At 68.9% G+C, this 21,461-nt stretch carries 20 protein-coding genes and 1 tRNA gene; 9 read left to right on the top strand and 12 right to left on the bottom strand.

The features are described 5' to 3' along the window. Positions 1–51: 51 nt before the first annotated feature. Entirely contained in the window at positions 52–270 is a 219-nt protein-coding gene (locus tag MKK58_RS24200) for a ribbon-helix-helix domain-containing protein (protein WP_243915518.1), read from the top strand. On the opposite strand, the gene MKK58_RS24195 is transcribed toward MKK58_RS24200, so the two are convergent. Then, entirely contained in the window at positions 220–1,059 is an 840-nt protein-coding gene (locus MKK58_RS24195) for a helix-turn-helix domain-containing protein (RefSeq protein WP_243915517.1), read from the bottom strand. The genes MKK58_RS24200 and MKK58_RS24195 overlap by 51 nt on opposite strands. 88 nt (positions 1,060–1,147) lie before the next feature. Between MKK58_RS24195 and MKK58_RS24190 the strand changes: the two genes are divergently transcribed. Continuing rightward, positions 1,148–2,119, top strand: a complete 972-nt coding sequence (locus MKK58_RS24190) for an MBL fold metallo-hydrolase (RefSeq protein ID WP_409565312.1) — start codon at positions 1,148–1,150, stop codon at positions 2,117–2,119. Positions 2,120–2,127: 8 nt separating this feature from the next. On the opposite strand, the gene MKK58_RS24185 is transcribed toward MKK58_RS24190, so the two are convergent. From MKK58_RS24185 to MKK58_RS24170, 4 genes are all read right to left on the bottom strand, one after another. Continuing rightward, positions 2,128–3,510: a heterodisulfide reductase-related iron-sulfur binding cluster gene (locus MKK58_RS24185; protein WP_243915516.1), complete on the bottom strand. Its 1,383-nt coding sequence runs from the start codon at positions 3,508–3,510 to the stop codon at positions 2,128–2,130. Positions 3,511–3,692: 182 nt separating this feature from the next. After that, positions 3,693–4,880: a glycolate oxidase subunit GlcE gene (gene glcE, locus MKK58_RS24180; protein WP_243915515.1), complete on the bottom strand. Its 1,188-nt coding sequence runs from the start codon at positions 4,878–4,880 to the stop codon at positions 3,693–3,695. Between the two features lie 102 nt (positions 4,881–4,982). After that, a complete protein-coding gene (locus tag MKK58_RS24175) occupies positions 4,983–6,446 on the bottom strand; it encodes a polysaccharide biosynthesis C-terminal domain-containing protein (protein WP_243915514.1) in 1,464 nt (487 codons plus the stop codon). Between the two features lie 90 nt (positions 6,447–6,536). After that, complete coding sequence (locus tag MKK58_RS24170; RefSeq protein WP_243915513.1) at positions 6,537–7,559, bottom strand: magnesium transporter CorA family protein; 1,023 nt, start codon at positions 7,557–7,559, stop codon at positions 6,537–6,539. Between the two features lie 213 nt (positions 7,560–7,772). Between MKK58_RS24170 and groES the strand changes: the two genes are divergently transcribed. Continuing rightward, a complete protein-coding gene (gene groES / locus MKK58_RS24165; protein ID WP_018042554.1) occupies positions 7,773–8,060 on the top strand; it encodes a co-chaperone GroES in 288 nt (95 codons plus the stop codon). A 98-nt stretch (positions 8,061–8,158) separates the two neighbouring features. Beyond that, entirely contained in the window at positions 8,159–9,814 is a 1,656-nt protein-coding gene (gene groL / locus MKK58_RS24160; RefSeq protein ID WP_238276965.1) for a chaperonin GroEL, read from the top strand. 67 nt (positions 9,815–9,881) lie between these two features. Here the strand turns inward: groL and MKK58_RS24155 are convergent, their stop codons facing one another. The 3 genes from MKK58_RS24155 to MKK58_RS24145 all read right to left on the bottom strand — a co-directional run bounded on the left by MKK58_RS24155 (position 9,882) and on the right by MKK58_RS24145 (position 13,373). Further along, the gene (locus MKK58_RS24155) at positions 9,882–11,069 is read right to left on the bottom strand and encodes a DUF1501 domain-containing protein (protein WP_243915512.1); all 1,188 of its coding nucleotides are present in this window, start codon (positions 11,067–11,069) and stop codon (positions 9,882–9,884) included. 11 nt (positions 11,070–11,080) lie between these two features. Then, on the bottom strand, positions 11,081–12,607 hold the full coding sequence (locus MKK58_RS24150) for a DUF1800 domain-containing protein (RefSeq protein ID WP_243915511.1): 1,527 nt from the start codon (positions 12,605–12,607) through the stop codon (positions 11,081–11,083). A gap of 133 nt (positions 12,608–12,740) precedes the next feature. Then, on the bottom strand, positions 12,741–13,373 hold the full coding sequence (locus tag MKK58_RS24145; protein ID WP_238276960.1) for a 2OG-Fe(II) oxygenase: 633 nt from the start codon (positions 13,371–13,373) through the stop codon (positions 12,741–12,743). A 189-nt stretch (positions 13,374–13,562) separates the two neighbouring features. Here MKK58_RS24145 and MKK58_RS24140 point away from each other — a divergent pair, with 189 nt between their 5' ends. Next, positions 13,563–13,859: a hypothetical protein gene (locus MKK58_RS24140; protein WP_409565311.1), complete on the top strand. Its 297-nt coding sequence runs from the start codon at positions 13,563–13,565 to the stop codon at positions 13,857–13,859. Between the two features lie 124 nt (positions 13,860–13,983). Then, positions 13,984–16,098 carry an ABC transporter ATP-binding protein/permease gene (locus MKK58_RS24135; protein ID WP_243915510.1) on the top strand — a complete coding sequence of 705 codons (2,115 nt, stop codon included), beginning with the start codon at positions 13,984–13,986 and terminating at the stop codon, positions 16,096–16,098. A gap of 34 nt (positions 16,099–16,132) precedes the next feature. On the opposite strand, the gene MKK58_RS24130 is transcribed toward MKK58_RS24135, so the two are convergent. Genes MKK58_RS24130 through MKK58_RS24120 form a run of 3 tightly spaced genes read right to left on the bottom strand, consistent with a single transcriptional unit; the run spans position 16,133 to position 17,749 of the window. Then, positions 16,133–16,849, bottom strand: coding sequence for an LrgB family protein (locus MKK58_RS24130; RefSeq protein WP_243915509.1), 717 nt, complete (start codon positions 16,847–16,849; stop codon positions 16,133–16,135). After that, complete coding sequence (locus MKK58_RS24125; protein ID WP_243915508.1) at positions 16,846–17,262, bottom strand: CidA/LrgA family protein; 417 nt, start codon at positions 17,260–17,262, stop codon at positions 16,846–16,848. Before MKK58_RS24125 ends, MKK58_RS24130 begins: the two co-directional genes overlap by 4 nt. A gap of 13 nt (positions 17,263–17,275) precedes the next feature. After that, positions 17,276–17,749: a TerB family tellurite resistance protein gene (locus tag MKK58_RS24120; protein ID WP_243915507.1), complete on the bottom strand. Its 474-nt coding sequence runs from the start codon at positions 17,747–17,749 to the stop codon at positions 17,276–17,278. Positions 17,750–17,975: 226 nt separating this feature from the next. On the opposite strand from MKK58_RS24120, the gene MKK58_RS24115 reads away from it, so the two are divergent. The 3 genes from MKK58_RS24115 to MKK58_RS24105 all read left to right on the top strand — a co-directional run bounded on the left by MKK58_RS24115 (position 17,976) and on the right by MKK58_RS24105 (position 20,446). After that, positions 17,976–18,051 (top strand) — tRNA-Thr (locus MKK58_RS24115). Between the two features lie 708 nt (positions 18,052–18,759). Further along, the gene (locus MKK58_RS24110; RefSeq protein WP_243915506.1) at positions 18,760–19,554 is read left to right on the top strand and encodes an ABC transporter ATP-binding protein; all 795 of its coding nucleotides are present in this window, start codon (positions 18,760–18,762) and stop codon (positions 19,552–19,554) included. A gap of 28 nt (positions 19,555–19,582) precedes the next feature. After that, positions 19,583–20,446: an ABC transporter permease gene (locus MKK58_RS24105; RefSeq protein ID WP_243915541.1), complete on the top strand. Its 864-nt coding sequence runs from the start codon at positions 19,583–19,585 to the stop codon at positions 20,444–20,446. Between the two features lie 12 nt (positions 20,447–20,458). Here the strand turns inward: MKK58_RS24105 and MKK58_RS24100 are convergent, their stop codons facing one another. Beyond that, a complete protein-coding gene (locus MKK58_RS24100; RefSeq protein WP_243915505.1) occupies positions 20,459–21,235 on the bottom strand; it encodes a GntR family transcriptional regulator in 777 nt (258 codons plus the stop codon). Positions 21,236–21,461: the final 226 nt, after the last annotated feature.

Below are 21,461 nucleotides of genomic sequence, written 5' to 3'. Positions count from 1 at the left end.
GGGGTGCCATCTGCGATCACCCTGCCCGCAGAGGGAGGAGAGGCTGTCGAAATGACCACCGGCGTCACCAAGCGCTCCGTGATGATCGCCGGGCACCGGACCAGCGTGTCCCTGGAGGACCCGTTCTGGGAGGCTCTGCGGGAGATCGCGGCGGCGCGCGGCCAGTCCGTCCAGGCGCTGATCGGCGGCATCGATGCGGAACGGGAGGGCCAGAACCTCTCATCCGCCATCCGGGTGTTCGTGCTGGCGAACGTGCGCGCTGGAGCCTGACAGCCGCGCGGAGGTCGGGCGGCGGATGTCCAGCAGGCTGTAGGAGGCCGGCGCGCCGAAGGTTCGCCGGAAGGCGTTGGCGAAGTGCGCTTGATCTGCGAACGCCGCCTCGTGCGCGGCCCGGGTAAAGTTGGCGCCCTGCACGACGGCCTCGATGGCGCGGCGCATGCGCAGCCAGCCGCGATAGCGCCGGAACGGGACGCCCATGGTCGCGCTGAACAGATGCTGCATCCGCGAGGAGGACAGGGACGCCGCGTCGGCAAGCCGTCCCGCGCTCATCGAAGCCTCCGGCCGGGCGCGCAGTTGGACGAGGATTCGCGCGATCCGGGGATCGACCGGTGGATCGGTCCGCCGGCCTGCGAAAGCGGAGAGGTCGGCGATGGCCTCGCCTACCCAGTCGCAGGCGTCGCGCCGCTCGAACAGTGCCCGCAACGCACTCACCTCTCCGCTCCTGCCCACGAGGGCGGGTCCGATGAGATCGGCGGGGCCCATCAGTCCGGCGAGGGCGCGTGCTCCGGCATCGGGCTCGCGATAGAGGACGCCGAGGGGATCGCCGCCGCAATCGAGTTCGTGCGGCATTCCGGCCGGGATGAAGGCGGTGCGGCAGGTGATCCAGTCCCCCGGCTGGAAGCGGATGCGGAAGGCCCCGTAGAGCCCCGCGAGGTAGACCGGGGCGCCGTGCTGGTGGCTCGCGTTGTAGGCGAGCGGCCCGGCAAAGAGCGTGTGCGCCCCTTCCACATGCCAGATCGGGCCGGGCGACCGGTCGGCCGGCGCAGCACGTTCGTTCAAGTCGGGCGTCCTCCCGCCGCGATAGACCGCTGGTAACCGGTCCCGCGACCATCCTGACGGAACCGGGCTCCTCGGGAAACATCCAGCGATGACCGAACTCACCCGCCGTCATCTCGCCGCGACCCTGGCCGCCGGTTTCGCCATGCCGAGAGCGGCGCTTGCGGCCCTGCCCACACCGGCCCTGCCCGCCGGTCTGCACCAGGTCCGACTCGGCGCCTTCACCGTCACCACGCTGCGCGACGCCGACGTCGCCATTGACGGCCCCTGGCCGATCGTGGGCGAGGACCGCCCGAAGGCGGAGGTCGAGGCCCTGATGCGGGAGAACGGTCTTCCGCCGGACCGTTTCACGCCTGGCTTCACCCCGATCCTCGTCCGGACCGGCCACGAGACCGTCCTGTTCGACACCGGCAACGGCGAAGTCGGCTTCGTCCCGCGCCCGGCTGGCGGCCAACTGGCGCGGCTCGTCCGTCAGGCCGGCCTGTCACCGGACGCGATCGACCTCGTGGTGATCACGCATTGCCACACCGACCATATCGGTGGGCTCCTGGAGGACGGGCGGCCGCTCTTCCCCAGGGCCGGGTACGTGCTGGGGGAACGGGAATTCGCCTTCTGGAAGAACGACGATCGCCTCGCGGGCTCGCCGGACGGCAACGAGTACAAGTCGGCCCGGATCTTCCGCAGCCACCTGCTTCCCCTCGCCGAGCGCATCCGCTTCGTCGCGCCCGGCCAGGCTCTGGTCCCGGGCATCGATGCGGTGGCGGCCTTCGGCCACACGCCGGGACACCTCGCCTTCCACGTGGAGAGCGAAGGGCAGCGCATGCTGGTCTGGGGTGACTGCGCCCATCACGAGGTCGCCTCCCTGGCGCGGCCCGACTGGCACGCTCTGTTCGACATGGACAAGGCGGCCGGCGCCGCGACCCGCCGGACGATCTACGACATGGCCGCCACCGACCGCGTCCTCGTCGCCGGGTATCACACCGCCTTCCCGTCCCTCGGCCACGTCGTCCGCGACGGCGCCGGATACCGCTGGATTCCGATGGCGGACCCGCTGCAGCGCTGAGGCGCCGCCTATTCCGCCGCCAGCAGCGTCCGCTCGGGCAGCCCCTCCAGGGCCACTGGCTTCGGGCCGCCGGTCGCCCAGTCGAGCAATTCCGCGGTGTGTACGATCGGGATCACCGTCCCCTTCCCGATCTGGGTGGCGCAGCCGATATTGCCGGTGGCGATGACGTCGGGGCGCATCCGCTCGATGTTGGCCACCTTGCGGTCGCGCAGGCGGTTGGCGATCTCGGGCTGGAGGATGTTGTAGGTGCCGGCCGAGCCGCAGCAGATGTGCCCCTCGGGCACGTCCTTCACGGTGAAGCCCGCCGTCTTCAGGAGGTTCTTCGGTTCGGTGCGGATGCCCTGGCCGTGCTGCATCGAGCACGCGGAGTGGTAGGCGACCACGAGGTCGGTCTCGACAATCGGCGGCATCAGGCCGATGGTGGCCACGTACTCGGTGACGTCCTTGGCGATGGCCGAGACGCGCTTCGCCTTCTCCGCATAGACCGGGTCTTCGCGGAACATGAAGCCATAATCCTTGATCGTCGTGCCGCAGCCCGAGGCGGTCACGAGAATCGCGTCGAGGCCGGCGCCGTCCATCTCGGCGATCCAGGCGTCGATGGTCCGCTGCGCCTGGGCGTGCGACGCGTCCGCCTTGCCCATGTGATGGGTGAGCGCGCCGCAGCAACCCTCCCCCTTCGCGTGGACCACCTCGACCCCGTGCCGGGTGAGGAGACGGATCGCCGCCTCGTTGAAGTCCGGGCGCAGGACGCTCTGGGCGCAGCCCCGCAGGAGCGCGACCCGGCCGGTCCGGGCGGGCGCGGTTTCGCCATGCAAGGCCGCGCTTGCCTCGAGGGCCCGCGTCTCGGGCGGGAAGGTGCCGGGCCGGTCGGTCGGGTTGCGGTTCGGGAGCTGGGCCGGGGCGAGGTCGAGCATGGCCGCGAGGCGGTTGCCGACCCGCGGCAGGCGCGCCACCAGGGGCCGAAACGGAGCGCCGAGCTTCGCCCCCAGGAGGGCCAGGCGGAAGCGGTTCGGGTAGGGCAGCACGAAGGCCAGCACGCTGCGGAGCAGCCGGTCGCTCAAGGGACGCCGATAGGTTTCCTCGATATGCGCCCGGGCATGGTCGACGAGGTGCATGTAATGCACCCCCGACGGACAGGTCGTCATGCAGGACAGGCACGAGAGGCAGCGGTCGACATGCTTGACCACCTCCGGCACCGCTGGCTTTCCGCCCTCCAGCATGTCCTTGATCAGGTAGATGCGTCCGCGCGGTGAATCGAGCTCATCGCCGAGGAGCAGGTAGGTCGGGCAGGTCGCGGTGCAGAAGCCGCAATGGACACAGGTCCGCAGAATCTTCTCGGACGCCGCCATGGCCGGATCGGCGAGCTGCGTCAGGCTGAAATTGGTCTGCACGGCGTGTCCTCGGGTCCACCCTCGCGCCGTCTATCGGGCCCGGCTCGCGGCGGGCCCGTGGCGGCATCGTCGTTCTTGAACCCTCAGTCTAGAGTGTCTTGCATCCGTTGCCGAGCCTTGGAATCGCTCCGAACAGCGCCGCCGGCGCGGCCTTGTCCCGCAGCGCCCGGCCGGGTTTGGTCTCAGATGCCGGCATACATCCGGCCGGGGTTGAACAGACCCTTCGGATCATGCGCCGCCTTGATGCCGGTGGTGATCCGCATCAGCGGTTCGGAGAGCGGTTCGAACACCGGCACGGCGGCGCGGACGGCGTCGGGCGCGCGCACCAGCGTGGCGTGACCGCCCTCCGCCCGCACGGCCGTCCGGATGATCTCCGCGCCGGCATCGCCGGACGCATCCGTCGCGAGCCAGATCAGGCCGCCGCCCCAGTCATAGAACCAGCGGGCGTCGCGCCGGGCGCCGATCGCGGCGGTCACGGCGGGGCCTCGGGTCGGCGCGGTGGAGATGCGCCAGATCGCGGGATCCCGGGGCTCGGCGAAGGCGATCGCGTCGCGGATGCGCGCCCAGAGCACGGTCCCGGCCTCGCCCTCGACGATCTCGGGCTCGCCGAAGCGCTTGAGCAGGCGGCGCAGCTCCCCGAGGCGGTAGTCGATCGACTCCGAAAAGCCTTCGATCCGCATCAGCGTACGCGGGCCGGCCCCCTCGATCCCGGCGGGCAGGTGAGCGGCGCCGGTGAGTTCGAAGGGCGAGCCCAGGGCCGCGCTCAGGGCCGCGATGGCGCGGGCATCGTTCAAGTCCGAGAACCCTAGGGTCGCGATCCGCTCCTGGACGGGCAGCACCTTGAACGTCACCTCGGTGAGGAGGCCGAGGGTGCCCCAGGAGCCCGCCATCAGCTTCACGAGGTCGAGGCCGGTGACGTTCTTCATCACGCGGCCTCCCGACTTGATCGCCTCGCCGCGTCCGTTGACGAAGCGCACGCCGATCAGGCTGTCGCGCGCGGCGCCCGCGTTGATGCGGCGCGGCCCGGAATTGTTGGCGGCCGCCACTGCGCCGAAGGTCGGCTCGCCGGTGGTGCCCATCAGGGGGCGGTGGTCCATGGGCTCGAAGGGCAGCATCTGTCCGCGCGCGGCCAGCAGCGCCTGGACCTCGGCGAGCGGCGTCCCGGCCCGGGCGGCGACGACCATCTCGGCGGGCTCGTAGAGGGTGATGCCGGTGAGATTCGCGCCGGAGAGCGTGGCTTCGTCCTGGGCCGGCCGGCCGATCCCGCTCTTGGTCCCGCCGCCGACAAGGCGAAGCCGCTCGGATGTGGCGGCCGCCGCGCGGACGATCTCGGCCGCCGCACCCTCGTCGTGAGGCTCGTACGAATGCATGGTTTCCTGCCCGATCCGGGATGCTCTGCGGCATCCGCGACCCTGTCCCTGAGGGCGACACCTTAGAACAGGATCAGGGCGATGACATCTGCCGATGCAGGCCTAATCGGCGCCCGCCGGCTTCGCCGCCCCGGAGACGCCGCGCCCGAAGCGCGCCTCGGCATGGGCGCGCAGGCCGGCGATGTCGAAGATCCAGACCAGGGCGGCGTAGATGAGCATGCCGAGGGGGATGCTTAAGGCGAGGCACCGGGCCGGCTCGATGTGGCGCAGGGGTTGGAGGCAGAGCGCCATCGCCAGGGATGCGATTCCGGCCGCCAGGATGTCCCACCACGGCAGGGCCAGCCGGTCCCGGCCCGTGAGCGCGCGCAGGGCGAGGAGCAGCGTCGCGGCAGCGAGGCCCAGCGTCTGCGCGATCGCGACGCCCTCGGAACCGAGATGCTGCGGCAGGACCCAGAGCCCGGCGGCGTTGACGAGGAGCCCGACCAGGGCGGCGGCGATGACCGGCCGGGTGCGCCGCCGGATCTGGAAGATCGGGTTCAGTGCGAAGTTCATCATCGCGAGGCAGAAGAAGCCGGGGATCATCAGGCCCGCATAGGCCGCGAAGGGACCCCGGAAGGCCTCCGGCACCACCAGGGCCTGGAGCGCCGGCAGGACGACCCAGAACCCGACTGCGCAGGGCAGCAGCAGGGCCACCACCACGCCGGTGTTCCGGGCGACCTGACGCTCGGCGGCCTCCCGGCCCTCGTGCTCCTCTACCCGGACGGCGAGTTGGAACAGCAGCAGATCGAGGGCGGTGCCGAGGGTGCCGATGCTGCGGGTGGTGACGTCGGCGGCCAGCGCGAAGTACCCGGCCTCGGCGAGCCCGCCATGCGCCGCGATGCTGCCCCGATTGATGAAGGGCAGGAGTTGGTAGATCGCGTTCGCAGCGATCAGCGGCAGGCCATAGGCCACGAACAGTCGCCAGGTCTCGCGCAGGCGCACCCGCTGGCGGGGCGCGACGGGGTCGCGCAGCGGTCGGTGCAGGAACGCGATCGCGAGGGCCTGGCTGATCCCGGCGGCGGCGAGCACCCAGACCGGCTGCGGGAAGAACCAGGCCGCACCCGCCATCATGGCGAAGGAGAGGACGTTCTTGACGGCGACCAGCCGGAAGTAGAGGCCGCCGTCGAAGCGGGCGCGGGCGAGCGCCGCATGATAATCGAAGATGCCGATGCCGATGGCCGCGAGGGCCGCGCCGGCCGCGATCGCGAGATGGCCCTCGGGCCCCGGCTCCACGACGATGCCGAGGGCGGCCGAGAGCAGTGCCGCCCCGAGCAGGCCCAGCGTCAGCACCGCGTAGGCCCGGTCGAGCCCCTGCCGGATCCAGGGTTCGTCGTGGCGGACCCGGGCCGAGTAGAACCGGGTCGCCGAGAGGCGCAGCCATTCGAACAGAACGGTGTTGGCCACGATGGCGCCGGCCGTTGCCAGGGCGAACAGGCCGAAATCCGCCGGTCCGAGCAACTGGGCGATGAGCAGGCCGAGGACGAAGTTCAGTCCGGCATTGAGGATGAAGGCAGCGATCACGGCCATGGCGCGGACGAATCATCCTCGGGCGCCGGCTCGGGGATGCCGCCGCGATGCGCGGGTCTAGCGCGGGCGGGCAAACATTCCGTCAACCGGTCACAACCAGCCCCGAATCCGAAAGAAAACGATCGGAATGATGGCGCTGATTAGGATCAGCGCGAGGCCATAGGGGTACCCGTAGGCCCATTCGAGCTCGGGCATGTGCTTGAAGTTCATGCCGTACATCGAGGCGATCAGGGTCGGGGGAATGCCGACGACGGAGGCCACGGTGAGCACCCGGAACGTGTTGTTCTGTTCGATGCTGATCAGGCCCAGCGTCGCGTCGAGGAGGAACTGCACGTTCTCGGAAAGCCGGATCTCGAACTCGTCGAGGGAGGCGATGTCGCGGCGCACCGCCTCGAAACGCGGCACCTGTTCCTCGCCCAGCATCTGCTCGCACTCGTTGGCGACGAAGGGCACGATCCGCTCGAGGCCGAGGAGGCTGGAGCGGATCTTGCCCAGCGCCTTGCCGCGCCGCCCGATGCCGCGCAGGATCCGGCGTAGCGCCAGGTCGCGGCGGCGCGGCGTCTGATTGGGCGGGCGGACGTCGCCCGCTGCGGTGCTGCGCACGTCGAAATCGAAGATCCGCGTCGAGAGGGAGTCCAGATCGGCGCCCATCTCCTCCAGGGCATCCGCGAGGCTGTCGACCAGTTCCTCCATGAGCAGGAGGAAGATCTCGGTGCTGGTGGTGCCGGGTCCGTCCCCCTCGTCGATCCGCTTCCGCACCTCCGCGAAGGCGCGCAGGTCGTGGAAGCGCACGGTGACGAGGCGATCCTTCGTCAGCACGAAGCCCAAGGGTTTGAGCTGCGAATCGAGCTTGTCGAAGGTGATCATCGGTGTGGACAGCGAGAAGCCGTGCTTCAGGCGCCGCAGCCGGCTCGAGTTCTCGACCTCGCTCAGGGCCTTTCGCGAGGGAACGCGGATCCCGGTGGCGGCCTCGACCCGTTGCGCCTCCTCGGCGCTCGGATCGTCGAGATCGATCCAGACCGCGTGGGGCGGATAGGCGGTCCCGGGCGCGTCGGCGCCTGTCGAAGAAGCCTCTGTTTCGACCGCGCCCTGCGGACCGTGGAGCTTGATCATCCGCGAAGGACTTTCCGTCGGGCTGGAAAAAACGAGAACGAACCCGTCGTCGAACCGTCGCCAGACCCTGCGACAGTCTTGACTCGACGGCCCCTTACGCCTAATTCGGCGCCAGCGTTAGCACTCACCCAAAGAGAGTGCTAACGGCTCGGGTTGAGCGCGCTGCCGCGCCGCATCAACGCCATCCACGAATTTGAAGCAAGAGGGCAGCTCATGAAGTTCCGTCCGCTGCACGACCGTGTCGTCGTCCGCCGCATCGAAGGCGAAGAGAAGACGAAGGGTGGCATCATCATCCCGGATACCGCCAAGGAGAAGCCGCAAGAGGGCGAGATCGTCGCCGTCGGCCCCGGCGCCCGTGACGAGGCCGGCCGCGTGAACCCGCTCGACGTCAAGGCCGGTGACCGCGTCCTGTTCGGCAAGTGGTCCGGCACCGAGGTGAAGATCGATGGTCAGGACCTCCTGATCATGAAGGAATCCGACATCATGGGCGTCGTCGCTTAAACAGCGGCCTGCCCTCTTCCTTCGTCCCCCATCCAAGCCCTTTGAGCGCGCTCTCCCCTTGAGCGCCTCGGGGCTTCCCACAGCATGAGGAATTAAACATGGCAGCGAAAGAAGTACGCTTCGGCTCCGATGCCCGCGAGAAGATGCTGCGCGGCGTCGACATCCTGGCGGACGCCGTCAAGGTGACGCTCGGCCCCAAGGGCCGCAACGTCGTCATCGAGAAGAGCTTCGGCGCCCCCCGCATCACCAAGGACGGCGTCACTGTCGCCAAGGAGATCGAGCTCGCCGACAAGTTCGAGAACATGGGCGCCCAGATGGTGCGCGAAGTGGCCTCGAAGACCAACGACATCGCGGGCGACGGCACCACCACCGCCACCGTCCTGGCCCAGGCCATCGTCCGTGAAGGCGCCAAGTACGTCGCCGCCGGCATGAACCCGATGGACCTGAAGCGCGGCATCGACCTCGCCACCACCGCCGCCGTGAAGGACATCACGAGCCGCGCCAAGAAGGTCGCCTCGTCCGAGGAAGTCGCCCAGGTCGGCACCATCTCGGCCAACGGCGACAAGGAAATCGGCGAGATGATCGCCCACGCCATGCAGAAGGTCGGCAACGAGGGTGTCATCACCGTCGAGGAGGCCAAGACGGCCGAGACCGAGCTCGACGTCGTCGAGGGCATGCAGTTCGACCGCGGTTACCTCTCCCCGTACTTCATCACGAACGCGGAGAAGATGGTCGCCGAGCTCGAGGACCCCTACATCCTCATCCACGAGAAGAAGCTCTCGTCGCTCCAGGCGATGCTGCCGGTTCTCGAGGCCGTGGTGCAGACCGGCAAGCCCCTCGTCATCATCGCCGAGGACATCGAAGGTGAGGCGCTCGCCACGCTCGTCGTGAACAAGCTGCGCGGCGGCCTCAAGGTCGCGGCCGTCAAGGCGCCTGGCTTCGGCGATCGCCGCAAGGCCATGCTCGAGGACATCGCGATCCTGACCCAGGGTCAGATGATCGCCGAAGACCTCGGCATTAAGCTCGAGAACGTCACCCTCCCGATGCTCGGCCGCGCCAAGCGCATCCGCATCGAGAAGGAGACCACCACGATCATCGACGGTCTCGGCGAGAAGGCGGACATCGAGGCTCGCGTGGGCCAGATCAAGGCGCAGATCGAGGAGACCACCTCGGACTACGACCGTGAGAAGCTCCAGGAGCGCCTGGCCAAGCTCGCCGGCGGCGTCGCGGTCATCCGCGTCGGCGGCGCGACCGAGGTCGAGGTCAAGGAGAAGAAGGACCGCGTCGACGACGCGCTCAACGCCACCCGCGCTGCGGTGGAAGAGGGCATCGTCCCCGGCGGCGGCACCGCCCTGCTCCGCGCCCGCGAGGCCGTCCGCGCCCTCACGAGCGACAACCCGGACGTCCAGGCCGGCATCAAGATCGTGCTGAAGGCCCTCGAGGCTCCGATCCGCCAGATCGCTGCCAATTCCGGCGTGGAGGGCTCGATCGTCGTCGGCAAGATCACCGACAACACCTCTTCGATCACCTACGGCTTCAACGCCCAGACCGAAGAGTATGTCGACATGATCCAGGCCGGCATCGTCGACCCGGCCAAGGTCGTGCGCACCGCCCTGCAGGACGCCTCCTCGATCGCCGGCCTCCTCGTCACCACCGAAGCCATGATCGCGGATGCTCCGAAGAAGGACAGCGCCGGCGGCGGCATGCCGGGCGGCGGCGGCATGGGCGGCGGCATGGGCGGCATGGACTTCTAAGTCCCAGCACCCAGCACGAAAACCGAGAGGGGGTCGCCGAAAGGCGGCCCCTTTTTCGTGGACGGCCTCAGATCAGCGCGAGGTCGCTCGGCGGCACATCGGGGAAGATGCGGCCGACACTGGCGGTGTCGAGTCCGTAGAGGCGCCGCAGCAGGCCGCTCAGCATGGCGCGGTAATCGGTGAGTACCGGGTAATCCCGGTTCTGGAAGAGATGCGCCTCGTCGGCCCGGACCTGCGGCCCGGCGATGCGGCCGCCCCGCACGCCGCCGCCGAGCACCCAGTAGACGCTGCCGTGCCCGTGATCGGTGCCGCGATTGCCGTTCTCGCGGAAGGTGCGGCCGAACTCCGAGACCACCACCACGACGGTGTCGTTCCAGCCCGTGCCGATCTCCTGCACGAAGCCGGCGATGCCGCGCCCGAGTTCGCCGAGGCGGTCGGCGAGGTATCCGGTGGCACCCCCCTGGTTCACGTGTGTGTCCCAGCCGCCGACATCGACGAAGCCGAGGTTGAACTGGTCGCGCATCAGCCGCCCGATCCGGCGGGCGGCCAGCTCGAAGCCTTTCGGCGAAACGGCGCCCCGATCGGCCTGGGCTTGATGGTCCGAGATCGTCCGGTAGACCTCGTCGCGGACCCGGAACCCCTCGTTCACCGCACCCGCCAGGAGCCCGCCCGCGTACATCGCACGGATGAGATTGGCCTGACGCTCGTCGATTCCGGGCTTGCCCAGCCCGTTGATGGCGACGTTGGGCACGGGCTCCGGCCCGCGGAAGACCAGGGGCGACTGCTCCGTGAAGGCGACGGGGCGCACGCGAGTCAATTCGGCGGCGAGGCGCGCCATGAAGCCGGACTGGTAGTTGCGCGATTCGCCGACGGTCTGCCCGAGTTCGATGGTATCCTGCGTCTCGAAATGGCTGCGGGTGAGGTCGTTCGTCCCGGCGAAGGGCACGAAGGCGGCCTCGCCCTTGGCAAAGAGCGGCAGGATGGTGTCGCGCAGGGCCGGATGCAGGCTCCAATCGGCGTCGAGGGCGAGGGCGGCGGCCGGATTGGCCAGGTCCGGCCGAGCGACCGCGAGGGTCGGGCGGGCGCGGTAGTAGAAGTCGCTGCCGGTGGGGATCACCACGTTGGCCGCGTCGTACGCCCCGCGCAGGAACACCACGAGGAGCCGGGCATCCGCCTTCGGCGCGGCCCAGACCCGGCCGGCGACGGTGCTGGCGCCGAGGGTGGCGGCGGCACGGAGGAGATCGCGTCTGTTCATCGCGCCATGCCTCACTGCATGAATTCGGGAGACGACAGGAACAGGGTGTTCCAATCCTGGGGCGAGACCGCCCGGCTCAAGGCCATTTTCGTCTGCGCCGTCAGGGTGGCGGCGAGCGGTCCGAAGTAGAGGGCGTTCTGCAGGAGCGGAAAGGCGGGCTCCTCGACCGCGTCGGGCAAGGCCGGCTTAAACAGACCGGACGGCCCCGAGCCGATCTGCCGGGCGATCTCGAAGCGCGTCGTGAGTTGGCCGGGGCCGTTCCAGGCCGCCGCGTCGAGGGGGTAGCCGTCCGGTGTCGAGCGGTTGAACAGGCCCTCGCCGAGGCGGTTCAGCCAGCCCTGCACAGGCGCCGTGTTGCGGATGACGCGGTCGTCATAGGCGAGGCGCAGCGCCGAGAAGACGTAACGCACGGGGTCCTTGAAGCCCTTTCCGGCGGCATCCGCGAATTCGGGTGCATGGATCAGGGCGTCGAGGATCGCCGCGATGTCGCCGTCCCGGCGCTGGTAGATCTCGGCCAGACGCTCGACCAGGGCGTCGGAAGGCGGCCGCCCCATCAGGTAGCCGGCCATCGCCCGGGTGACGTTGCGGGCGGTGGCGGGATGACGGCTCAGGATGTCCAAGGCCTCGCCAATCTCGTCGAAGCCCCGCCCCCGGATGGTGTGCCCGAGCAGAACCTTGTCGCCGTCGTCGTGCCGGGCCGGATTGAACAGGAAGAGCCCCCGGCGGACGATCCTGTCCTGAAGCTCGGGCTTGACCTTCGGGTTCTCGGGCCGCGCGTCGATGCATGCCCCCGTGAGGATTCGGGCGAGTTCCTCGACGTCGTGCTGGCTGTACCCGCCCCCGACGCCGAGCGTGTGCAGTTCCATGAGTTCGCGGGCGTAGTTCTCGTTGATCCGGCCGACGGCGTTCTCGGCGTTGTCGAGGTAGCGCAGCATCGCCGGATGTTCGAGGGTCGCGCCGAGAAGGTCGCGGAACCGCCCGAGGGCGTGGGGTCGGATGGCGGTGTCGAGGTAGTCGCCCACGAGGGCACGCAGATTGGCTTTGCCCTGGTGGACGTTGAAGCGGTTGAACCAGAACCAGGTCATCCGCTCGCGAACCTGATCCGGCGCGTAGAGCGCCCGCAGGATCGTGGCTGCCACCGACTGCCGCAAGGCGTCGTTCAGGGCGCCCTGATAGGTGGCCAGCGCGGCTTTCTTCGCATCCGGGTCGGTGAGCGCGTTCGCGGCCTTGGCCTGCGCATCCAGGGCGGCGATCCGCTCGATCAGCGGGCCCTTCGGTTGCGCGTCTTCGATCTGGGATTGCGCGCCGTGCGGCAGCGTCATCGTCGCGGCTGGGTGGAGCTGCGCCGACAGCCACGCCTCACGTCCCTGTGCCCGCAGCGCGGAAAAGCTCGTCGGCGAAGCGCCCCAGGTGAGTGCGTCGAGGAGCGCCAGGTCCGAGGGGCCCGGCGGCGCGGGCGCGGCGGTCAAAGGCGCCGTCGCCAGCACGATCCAGATCGACGCGGAGCCGAAAACCGCCCGGCGGCCGGACTTCACCATGGACCACCCTCGAGGCTCTCCAGGCGGACGTTTCGGCCACGGAATCGTGGCGGAGGCATGGTGAAGCCGAGCCGGGAAACCTGCCGGAAACCAGATCTCCGAGGCGGCGGGAGCCGCCTCGCGCGCCACGCCCCTACCGGCCGAAGATGCCCTTCAGGAACTGGGCGGTGCGGTTGCGCTTCTTCTTGCGCTCCAGTTCGTTGGCGTCCTTCACCCAGGCCACCTGCACCACCCGGCGCTCGCCCTCGAACGGCTCGTGGCCGTGCCAGGAATTGTCGGCCCTCAGGAAGGCGAACATCGTGCCCATGGTGGGCGGCACCTCGACGGCGAAGGGCTCGTAGTTCTTGCCGTCGTAGAGCACCCGCAGGCGCCCGGCGGCCGGCGCGTCCCAGGCATCGTTCATGTAGATCAGCATCGTCATCACCTTGGACGGGCCGTCGGTGTGGATCGAGCCGTATTTCGGCTGGCTCTTCTTCATGATGGTGGTGAGGCGCGGGCAGGAGACGAGATCGATCCCGAACTTCTCGCCCATGATGCGCGAGAACTCGTCGCTCTCCAGCTCGTCGATCAGCGCCTTGAAGCGGCCCTTCAGCGCCACCTCGTCGACGGTGAGGTAGCCGGGCTTGGCGATGGCGGGGAAATCTTGACGGATCTCGTCGACGGCCTCGGGCTTGAGAACGTCGTTGCCGAGAAAGAAGCTGTAGGGCTCGCGCGACACGGGGGCGGCGCGCACGGCATCAAGGTTGAGGATCGACAGTCCCGTCATGGCTCGACGTTCGTCCGTTCGGGCGGACCGGGCCCTCAGCCTGCGGTCGCGCCGGGTGGAGCGCCCCGGGGGACGCAATCCCGGTGGATAGACCGCGCGATTGCGGCGAGCGGACGGCAACCCCTTTCCGCGCCACACGGAAACTGCCATGCTTGAGCGTATCGAAACCCAGGGGCAGCGCCGAGCATCGTGACGAGACGCCTCGCACTCGCCCTCTGCGCCGTCCTGGCGACGCCGGCCGGTGCCCAGAGCCCCCTGACCTCGATCCAGCGGATGACCTGCGCCGACGCCATGGCCCTGGTGAAGGCGAAGGGGTCGATCCTGTTCGGCCCCGGCGGCGGCCCGGCCGAGCGCCTCGTGCGCGACCGCGGCCAGTGCAATCTCACCGAGATCGCGGATCTGCGCTTCGTGCCGACACGCGACAATCCGGAATGCCCGATCGGCTATCGTTGCCGCGAGCCCGAATTCGGCGATTGGGACTGGTAGCGCGCGCTCGCGGATCGGCCGCAGCCGGGCGCCACGTTCTCGCCACGACCCGCCTGCAATGCCGGTTCGACGCGTGCCCCTCGGCACGCCGACAGAACGATCGACGAGACAGAGGGAGACGCGCGTGGCCGCTTTGAGGACGGGCCTCGGCCTGCAGGCCGTGGTGACGGCGCTCTTCGCGCTGGTGCTGCTGATCGCGCCCGGCGATCCCTCGCCGCCCCTCTACGTCTCCCTGAGCGGCCTCGCCATGGCGGGCATCCTCCTCGCCTCGGGCAAGCTCTCGTCCTACCTCAAGGTCTTCGTTTCGGTCTACGGCATCGGTTACCTGTTCCTCGCCGGGGCCAAGCAGGCGGCGGCCATGGGCCTGCTGCCGCCGACGCTCGCCGCCCTGCTGCCGCCGAGCTTCGCCGCCACCGGCGCGGTGGTCTTCGCCGGCATCGTCCTGGCGGTCTCCCACCTGGAACCGATCCGGGCGATCACGCTCATCGCCGACCCGTACTTCGCCACCGACGACAAGCCGACCCGGGAGATCGGGCCGTTCCGGTTGTTCGGCAGCACCGAGGGCAAGGTCGGCCAGCGCCTCGTCGCGCTGTCGATCTTCATCACCTTCGCGCAGGTCGCCCTGCAATTGCGCCTGAACTTCTGGTTCCGCGACCTCTTCAACGCGCTCCAGGAATATAACGCCGACGCGTTCTGGTATCAGCTCGTCTGGGTCTTCGTGCCGCTGGCCACGGTTTGGGTCGTGGTCGGCATGTTCGACACCTTCGTGGACGCCTCCCTGCACATCCGCTGGCGGACATGGCTCACCCGCAGCTTCTACGGCCGCTGGCTCGACGCCGGCACCCACTACCGGGTGCCCTTCACCGACGAGCACGCGGACAACCCGGATCAGCGCATCCAGAGCGACGTGAACCTGTTCATCTCGCAGACGACGACACTCTCGATCCGCCTGCTGTCCCAGGCCGCGACCCTGGTCTCCTTCATGGTCATCCTCTGGGGCCTGTCGCGGGACTTCGTGCTGCCCTTCACCGACACGGTGGTGCCGGGCTTCCTGGTCTGGCTGGTGGTCGGCTACGCCGTCGTCGGCACCTGGCTGACCCACATCATCGGTCGCCCCTTGATCGGGCTCGACTTCCGGCAGGAGAAGGTGGAGGCGGATTTCCGCTTCTCGCTCGCCCGCACCCGCATCTACGGCGAGCAGATCGCGCTGCTGCGCGGCGAGCGCGCCGAGACGGTGCGGCTGGGCACCCTGTTCCACGCGATCATCGACAACTACCTCGGCATCATCGTCCGGCGGATCAAGCTCGGCAGCTTCACCCTGTCCTACAGCCAGATCAGCGTGGTGTTCCCCTACATCCTGGCCGCGCCCTCCTACTTCCTGAAGAAGATCACCCTGGGGCAATTCCAGCAGACGGGCGACGCCTTCGGCAGCGTGCAATCCTCCCTCTCGTTCTTCATCAATTCCTACGTCACCATCGCGGCTTATCGCGCCAACACCAACCGTCTCTCCTCCTTCAAGCGGGCGATGACCAAGGCTGAGGCGATCGGCGGCACCGGCGAGGGCCTGTTCCAGGGTAACGAAACGCGGGGCGACGTCACCGCCTCCAAGCTCAGCCTCGGCCTGCCCGACGGGCGGGAGATCGTGACCGCCGACACGCTCACGATTCCCAAGGGCGGCGCGACCCTGCTCACCGGTCCGTCGGGCTCTGGCAAGTCGACGCTCTTCCGCGCGATCGCGGGCATCTGGCCCTTCGGTAAGGGCCGCATCGATCTGCCCAAGGGCCAGTCGGCCCTGGTGCTGCCGCAGCGGCCCTACATCCCCCTCGGCACTCTGCGCGGCGCGGTGGTCTATCCCGCCACCACCGACATGTTCCCCGACGAGGCGATCCGCGACGCCCTGGTGGCCGCGCAGCTGCCGGCCCTGGTCGACCGCCTCGACGAGGTCGATGCCTGGGACCAGCGCCTCTCGGGAGGCGAGCAGCAGCGCCTCGCGGTCGCCCGCGCGGTGCTGGCCAAGCCTGACTGGCTCTTCCTCGACGAATCCACCGCCGCCCTGGACGAGCCGAGCGAGGCCGCGATCTACCGGATGCTGCGCGAGCGCCTGCCCGGCACCACCATCGTGTCGATCGGCCACCGCTCGACCCTGCACGGCCTGCACGACCGGCGCCTCGACATGCAGCCGGCCAATGACGGCCGCTTCGTGCCCCGCGAGGTGCCCTCCCCCGTCGCGGCGGAGTAGTCGGCCGGCATCGGGTCCGGCCCCTCAGGGCCCTTCAGCGCAGGAAAGTCACGGCGATCGGTGCCAGGATCGCCGTGAGGAAGGCGTTGAAGCCGAGGGCGATTCCCGCGAAGGCACCCGCGACTTCGTTGACCTGGAAGGCGCGTGCAGTTCCGACGCCGTGCGCGGCGAGGCCCGCCGCGAAGCCCCGCGCCCGCATGTCGCGAATGCGCAGCGCGTTCATCAGGGGCGTCACCAGGATGCCGCCGGTCATGCCCGTCAGCATGACGATCACCGCCGCCAGCGTCGGGTCTCCCCCGAGGGACTGGGCGATGCCCATGGCGACGCCGGTGGTCACGGATTTCGGGGCGAGCGATACGATGACGTCCCGAGGAATCCCGAAGGTTCGGCCGAGCAGCAGCGCCGAGGACAGGGCCACCACGGACCCGACCACGAGGGCGGCCAGCATCGGCACCAGCGCACGCAGCACCGTGGCGCGGTACTCGTAGAGCGGGATCGCCAGGGCCACGGTGGCTGGCCCGAGCAGGAAATGCACGAACTGGGCGCCCTCGAAATAGGTCGCGTAGGGCGTCCCCGTGGTCTCCAGCACGGCGGCCGTCAGCGCGATGGCGATCAGCACCGGGTTGGCGAGGGGATGGCGTCCCGTGGCCTGCGCGATCCGATCCGCGATCACGTAGGCCAGCAGGGTCACGGTCAGCCACAGCAGCGGCGTCCGCGAGAGATAGACCCAGACGGCGAAGTCTCCCGTCACGATGCTGCTCCGGGCTTGGTCCCGGGCTTCGCTTTCGCGAGCCAGCGCGACACCGCCACGAAGGTGAGCGCGGTGGCGGCCAGGGTCGACAGGGTCGACACCAGCACGATGACCGCCAGGGCGACGCCGTGCGCTTCCAGCACGTCGAGGCGACCGATGATGCCCGCACCCGCCGGCACGAACATCAGCGAGAGGTTGGCGAGCAGGCCCTTGCCGGTGCCCTCCAGGCGACCGTCCACCAGGGCCGGCGGCAGGACGCGCGGGGCGAGGCGCGGCGCCCGGTCCCGCAGCACGAGGAAGAGGAGCAACAGGGCAAGGCCGATGAGGGGGCCGGGCACCGGCAGGTCGATCGCCCGTGCGAGGGCCTCGCCGATGAGTTGCGCGAGGAGGATCAGGGTGAGGCAGAGGATCATCGCGCCAACGCGGTCAGTTCAGCGTCACCCGCCCCTCGGCGGCGTTGCGGCGCGCCTCCGCGATGGCCGCCTCGTCGAGGCCGAGCAGGCCGCCGAGGCGCCAGACCAGGGCTTCCTCGAATTCGTGGACGCTGCCGTCGGCGCCCGCCACGGACCAGGCCATGGCGAGGAGACGGGCACGGCGGTCCGGCCCGACTTCGTGGCCGATCATCTCGACCAATTGCGCCATGTCGCGGGTCTGCGCGTCGAACGCGGCGGCCCGCGCGATCAGGGCCTCCGCCTCGGCACGGGTCTCGGTGAAGCGTCCGACCACCAGCCGCCCGAGCCGTTCCGTCTCCTCGGGCGCCAGCACGCCATCGGCGCGGGCCACGTGCACGAGGAGCGCGATCGCCGCGAGGCGCTCGTCCGCCTCGACGGCGACGGTGTCGGTCCCGCCGAGCCCGAAGGCATCGGCAGCATAGGCACGAAGGCGGGCGAGCAGCGACATGGCGATCCTCGGGAGACCGGGCAAGCCTTCGGGGTGGGGCGCCATGCCGTCAAGGAACGCGATCACCCTGTCGGACCGATCCGTCGCCACCGTGACCGGGATGCATCGATCTGGACGGCCACGCGACTAACCATGTCGCGTGATCCAGCTTGCCATTCCCCGCGCCGCCCGATATGACCCTCCCCCGAACGGGACCGCCGGAACTCGGCGTCCGGGCCCGGTTCGTGCCGCAATAGCTCAGCTGGTAGAGCACCTCATTCGTAATGAGGGGGTCGGGGGTTCGAATCCCTCTTGCGGCACCATCAATCCTCCCAACACACACTGACGCGCCCGTTCGGCACCGACGACTTGTTGATCGAGTTGGACGGCCGCGCCCGAAGCGCGACCGCGAATCCTTGCCGGGGCCGCCCGGAGACACCGTCACGGTCTCGACACGGGCGCGGAATACAGCGACGCCATTCTTGCGCGTCTGCGGGAGCGAAGTCTCTGGGCCGGCGACCGATGGCACATTCTCCGGCTGCGGCCTGCACGGCATCTCAGCGCCGCTGATGGACGATGCGGGACGTCGGACGTCTCTCGCTCGACGGCCGGCTCGCACGCGAGGGCTTCGGCGCCTCGTATCGGCTCGCTTGCATTCGAATGCCCGTTCCAGCCGATCGTGCCGATGCTGTTCGTGTCGTCCCAGCATGCATGTGCCGCGCGACGAAGACTCGTGAGTTGAGAGCGCACGACGTCGGCGGAACTCGGCGACGAAAGGGGCGTGGGCCCGCTGCGGCAGAGGGGATCGCGACTGAAGTCCACTACGATATCCAGAATATAATCCTGTCTTATAATAGATAGCTATTATATTTACAGGAAGGATCGTGCTTGGTATCCAAGGGACGCGACCGACGCTTCCGCCCGCTCCGACGCTTCGGATCCGGCGGAGTCAGGTGTCCGTATGAAAAGCGGCTTCAGACCGCTCGCAAAATCAACATTGCCGCCGCACGCGTGGCTTAAGGGAGGATGTTATGAGCTTGGTGACAGGCTTGCCAACGGACTTTACTGAGCCGCTGCTGGAAGTCGACGGCGTCACGCTGCAGTACAAGACTCCCCATCACCTCGTTACGGCGACCTACCGGGTCAGCTTCCGGGTCTTCCCGAGCGACCGATTCGTCCTGCTCGGCCCCTCGGGCTGCGGGAAATCCACCCTGCTTAAGTCGGTCGGCGGCTACATGGCGCCGACGGAGGGGCAGATTCGCCTGAAGAACCAGGTCGTCACCGAGCCGGGACCGGACCGGATGATGGTCTTTCAGGAATTCGACCAGCTTCTGCCGTGGAAGACCGTGCGCCAGAACGTGGCTTTCGCGCTGGAAGCCTCGGGGCGCCTGTCGGGCCGGGCCGCCGACGAGCGGGCCATGCATTATATCGACAAGGTCAACCTCTCGGCCTTCGCAGACAGCTATCCGCACATGCTCTCGGGCGGCATGAAACAGCGTGTCGCCATCGCGCGCGGCATGGCGATGGAGCCCGACATCCTGCTCATGGACGAGCCCTTCGCGGCTTTGGACGCCCTGACGCGGCGACGGATGCAGGACGAACTCCTGGCGCTGTGGGAGGAGACGCGCTTCACGGTGCTGTTCGTCACCCACTCCATCCCAGAGGCGATCAAGATCGGCTCGCGCATCCTGCTGCTCTCGCCTCATCCCGGCGAGGTCAAGGCCGAGCTCAACACGGCCGGCTCACCGCAGGAAACCCTGCTGCTCGAACAGCGCATCCACCAGATGCTGTTTTCCGAAGAGATCAAGGAGGCGGAGAATGTCTAGGACCGCGAAGGCGCTGGTGTCCCCCATCATGCTCCGCCCCGCCCGCCCCGAAATCGTCCGCGAGACTGGCGGCGCCTATGGCGGCGCCATCGTGGAAAAGCCCCTCTCGACCCTCGAGCGCCTCTACAATCACGGCTGGCTGCGCAAGCTCGTGATCCTGGCCGTGCTGGCCCTGATCTGGGAGGCCTACGGGCGCTTCCTCGACAACGACCTTCTGTTCCCGACCTTCTCCGCCACCGTGGCGGCTTTCGGGCGCGGCGTTGCCGACGGCACGCTGCCGATGCGGGCCTGGGGCTCGATCAAGGTCCTGCTGATCGGCTACGGCCTCGGCATCCTGCTGGCGACGCTGCTCACTGGCATCGCGATCAGCTCGCGCATCGGCACCGATTTCCTCGAGACGATGACCTCGATGTTCAATCCCCTGCCGGCGATTGCGCTTCTGCCCCTGGCGCTGATCTGGTTCGGACTGGGTAACGGCAGCCTCATCTTCGTGCTCGTCCATTCGGTGACCTGGGCCATCGCCCTGAACACCCATTCGGGCTTCCTCTCGGTCTCCCGGACCCTCAAGATGGTCGGCCGCAACTACGGCCTGCGCGGCAGCCGGCTCATCACCAAGATCCTGATCCCGGCGGCCTTCCCCAGCATCCTCACCGGCCTCAAGGTCGGCTGGGCCTTCGCCTGGCGCACGCTGATCGCGGCGGAGCTCGTCTTCGGCGTGAGTTCCGGCTCGGGCGGCCTCGGCTGGTTCATCTTCGAGAACAAGAACATGCTCGACATCCCCAACGTCTTCGCGGGGCTGCTGACCGTGATCCTCATCGGCCTTTGCGTCGAGAACCTGATCTTCCAGACCATCGAGCGCCACACCCTGCAGCGCTGGGGCATGCAGGCCTAGGCAGGTCAGGCGTCAATCGAGGTCGGATCGGTAGTGCAGCGCCGCCGTCCAGCTCTGGCGGTACTCGATGGGGTCGCCGGTAAGGGCGACGGCGACCCGGCGCACGAGGAGCAGCGGCGTCCCCGGCGGGCAGCCGAGGGCGTCCGCGACGGGCGGGCCCGCCCGATCGGTGGCGATCGTGTCCCGCGCCCGCGCTACGGTCTGGCCGCAGCGCGCCTGGTAGAGCACGTAGATCTCCTCCAGCATCTCGGCGCCCGGCTCCGGCTTCAGTGCCGCGAAGGAGTCCGCCGGCAGGGCGATCCGCTCATAGATCAGCGGCACGCCATCCTCGCTCCGGGTCCGCAACAGGACCAGCACTTTCGCCCCCACCCCCTGGCCGAGGGCGGCCCGGTCCTGCGCGTCGGCCCGAACGGTCCCGGCCGAGAGAACGTGGGCCACGGGGCGGAACGGCCGCCCGTCGCCGTGGACGAAGCGCAGGAAGCGGAAGCGCGAGCGGTCGCTCGAATGGGGCACCACCTGCGTGCCGCGCCCGTGCTGGCGCTCCAGCAGACCCTGACCGACGAGGTCCTCCATGGCCTTGCGGATCGTCCCGATCGAGACGCCGAGATCGAGGGCGAGTTGCGGCTCGCTCGGTAGGTATCCGCCCGGCTTCCAGGTCCCGTCCACGATCCGGCGCAGCAGCAGGTCGCGCGCCTGCAGATAGAGTGGGCGGCTCGCCAGGGGTTCGGCCGGCCCCGTCCTCTCGGGGTGTGCCGGGGGGCCACGGAAGGTGCTGGTACGGTTCGCCATCGGCACATCATGTATATGACATATGCCCGTTGACAGCGGTCGGGACGAGGCTATCGTGGACCTCGGCCACGGACCAGAGAATTCGGGCCTACGCGGGAGGAACACATGGCGCTCGGGCGTCTAATCCCGCTCTGCGGAGCCGCGGCCCTGGTCTCGGCGACCCTACTGACTGCCTCGGGCGCCGCCCAGGCGGAGGCCTCGATGGTGCGCCTCGCCAAGCAGTTCG

This window comes from Methylobacterium sp. J-078, from assembly GCF_022829285.1.
Taxonomy (GTDB): domain Bacteria; phylum Pseudomonadota; class Alphaproteobacteria; order Rhizobiales; family Beijerinckiaceae; genus Methylobacterium.
This window is presented reverse-complemented; position numbering and strand designations above follow the sequence as displayed.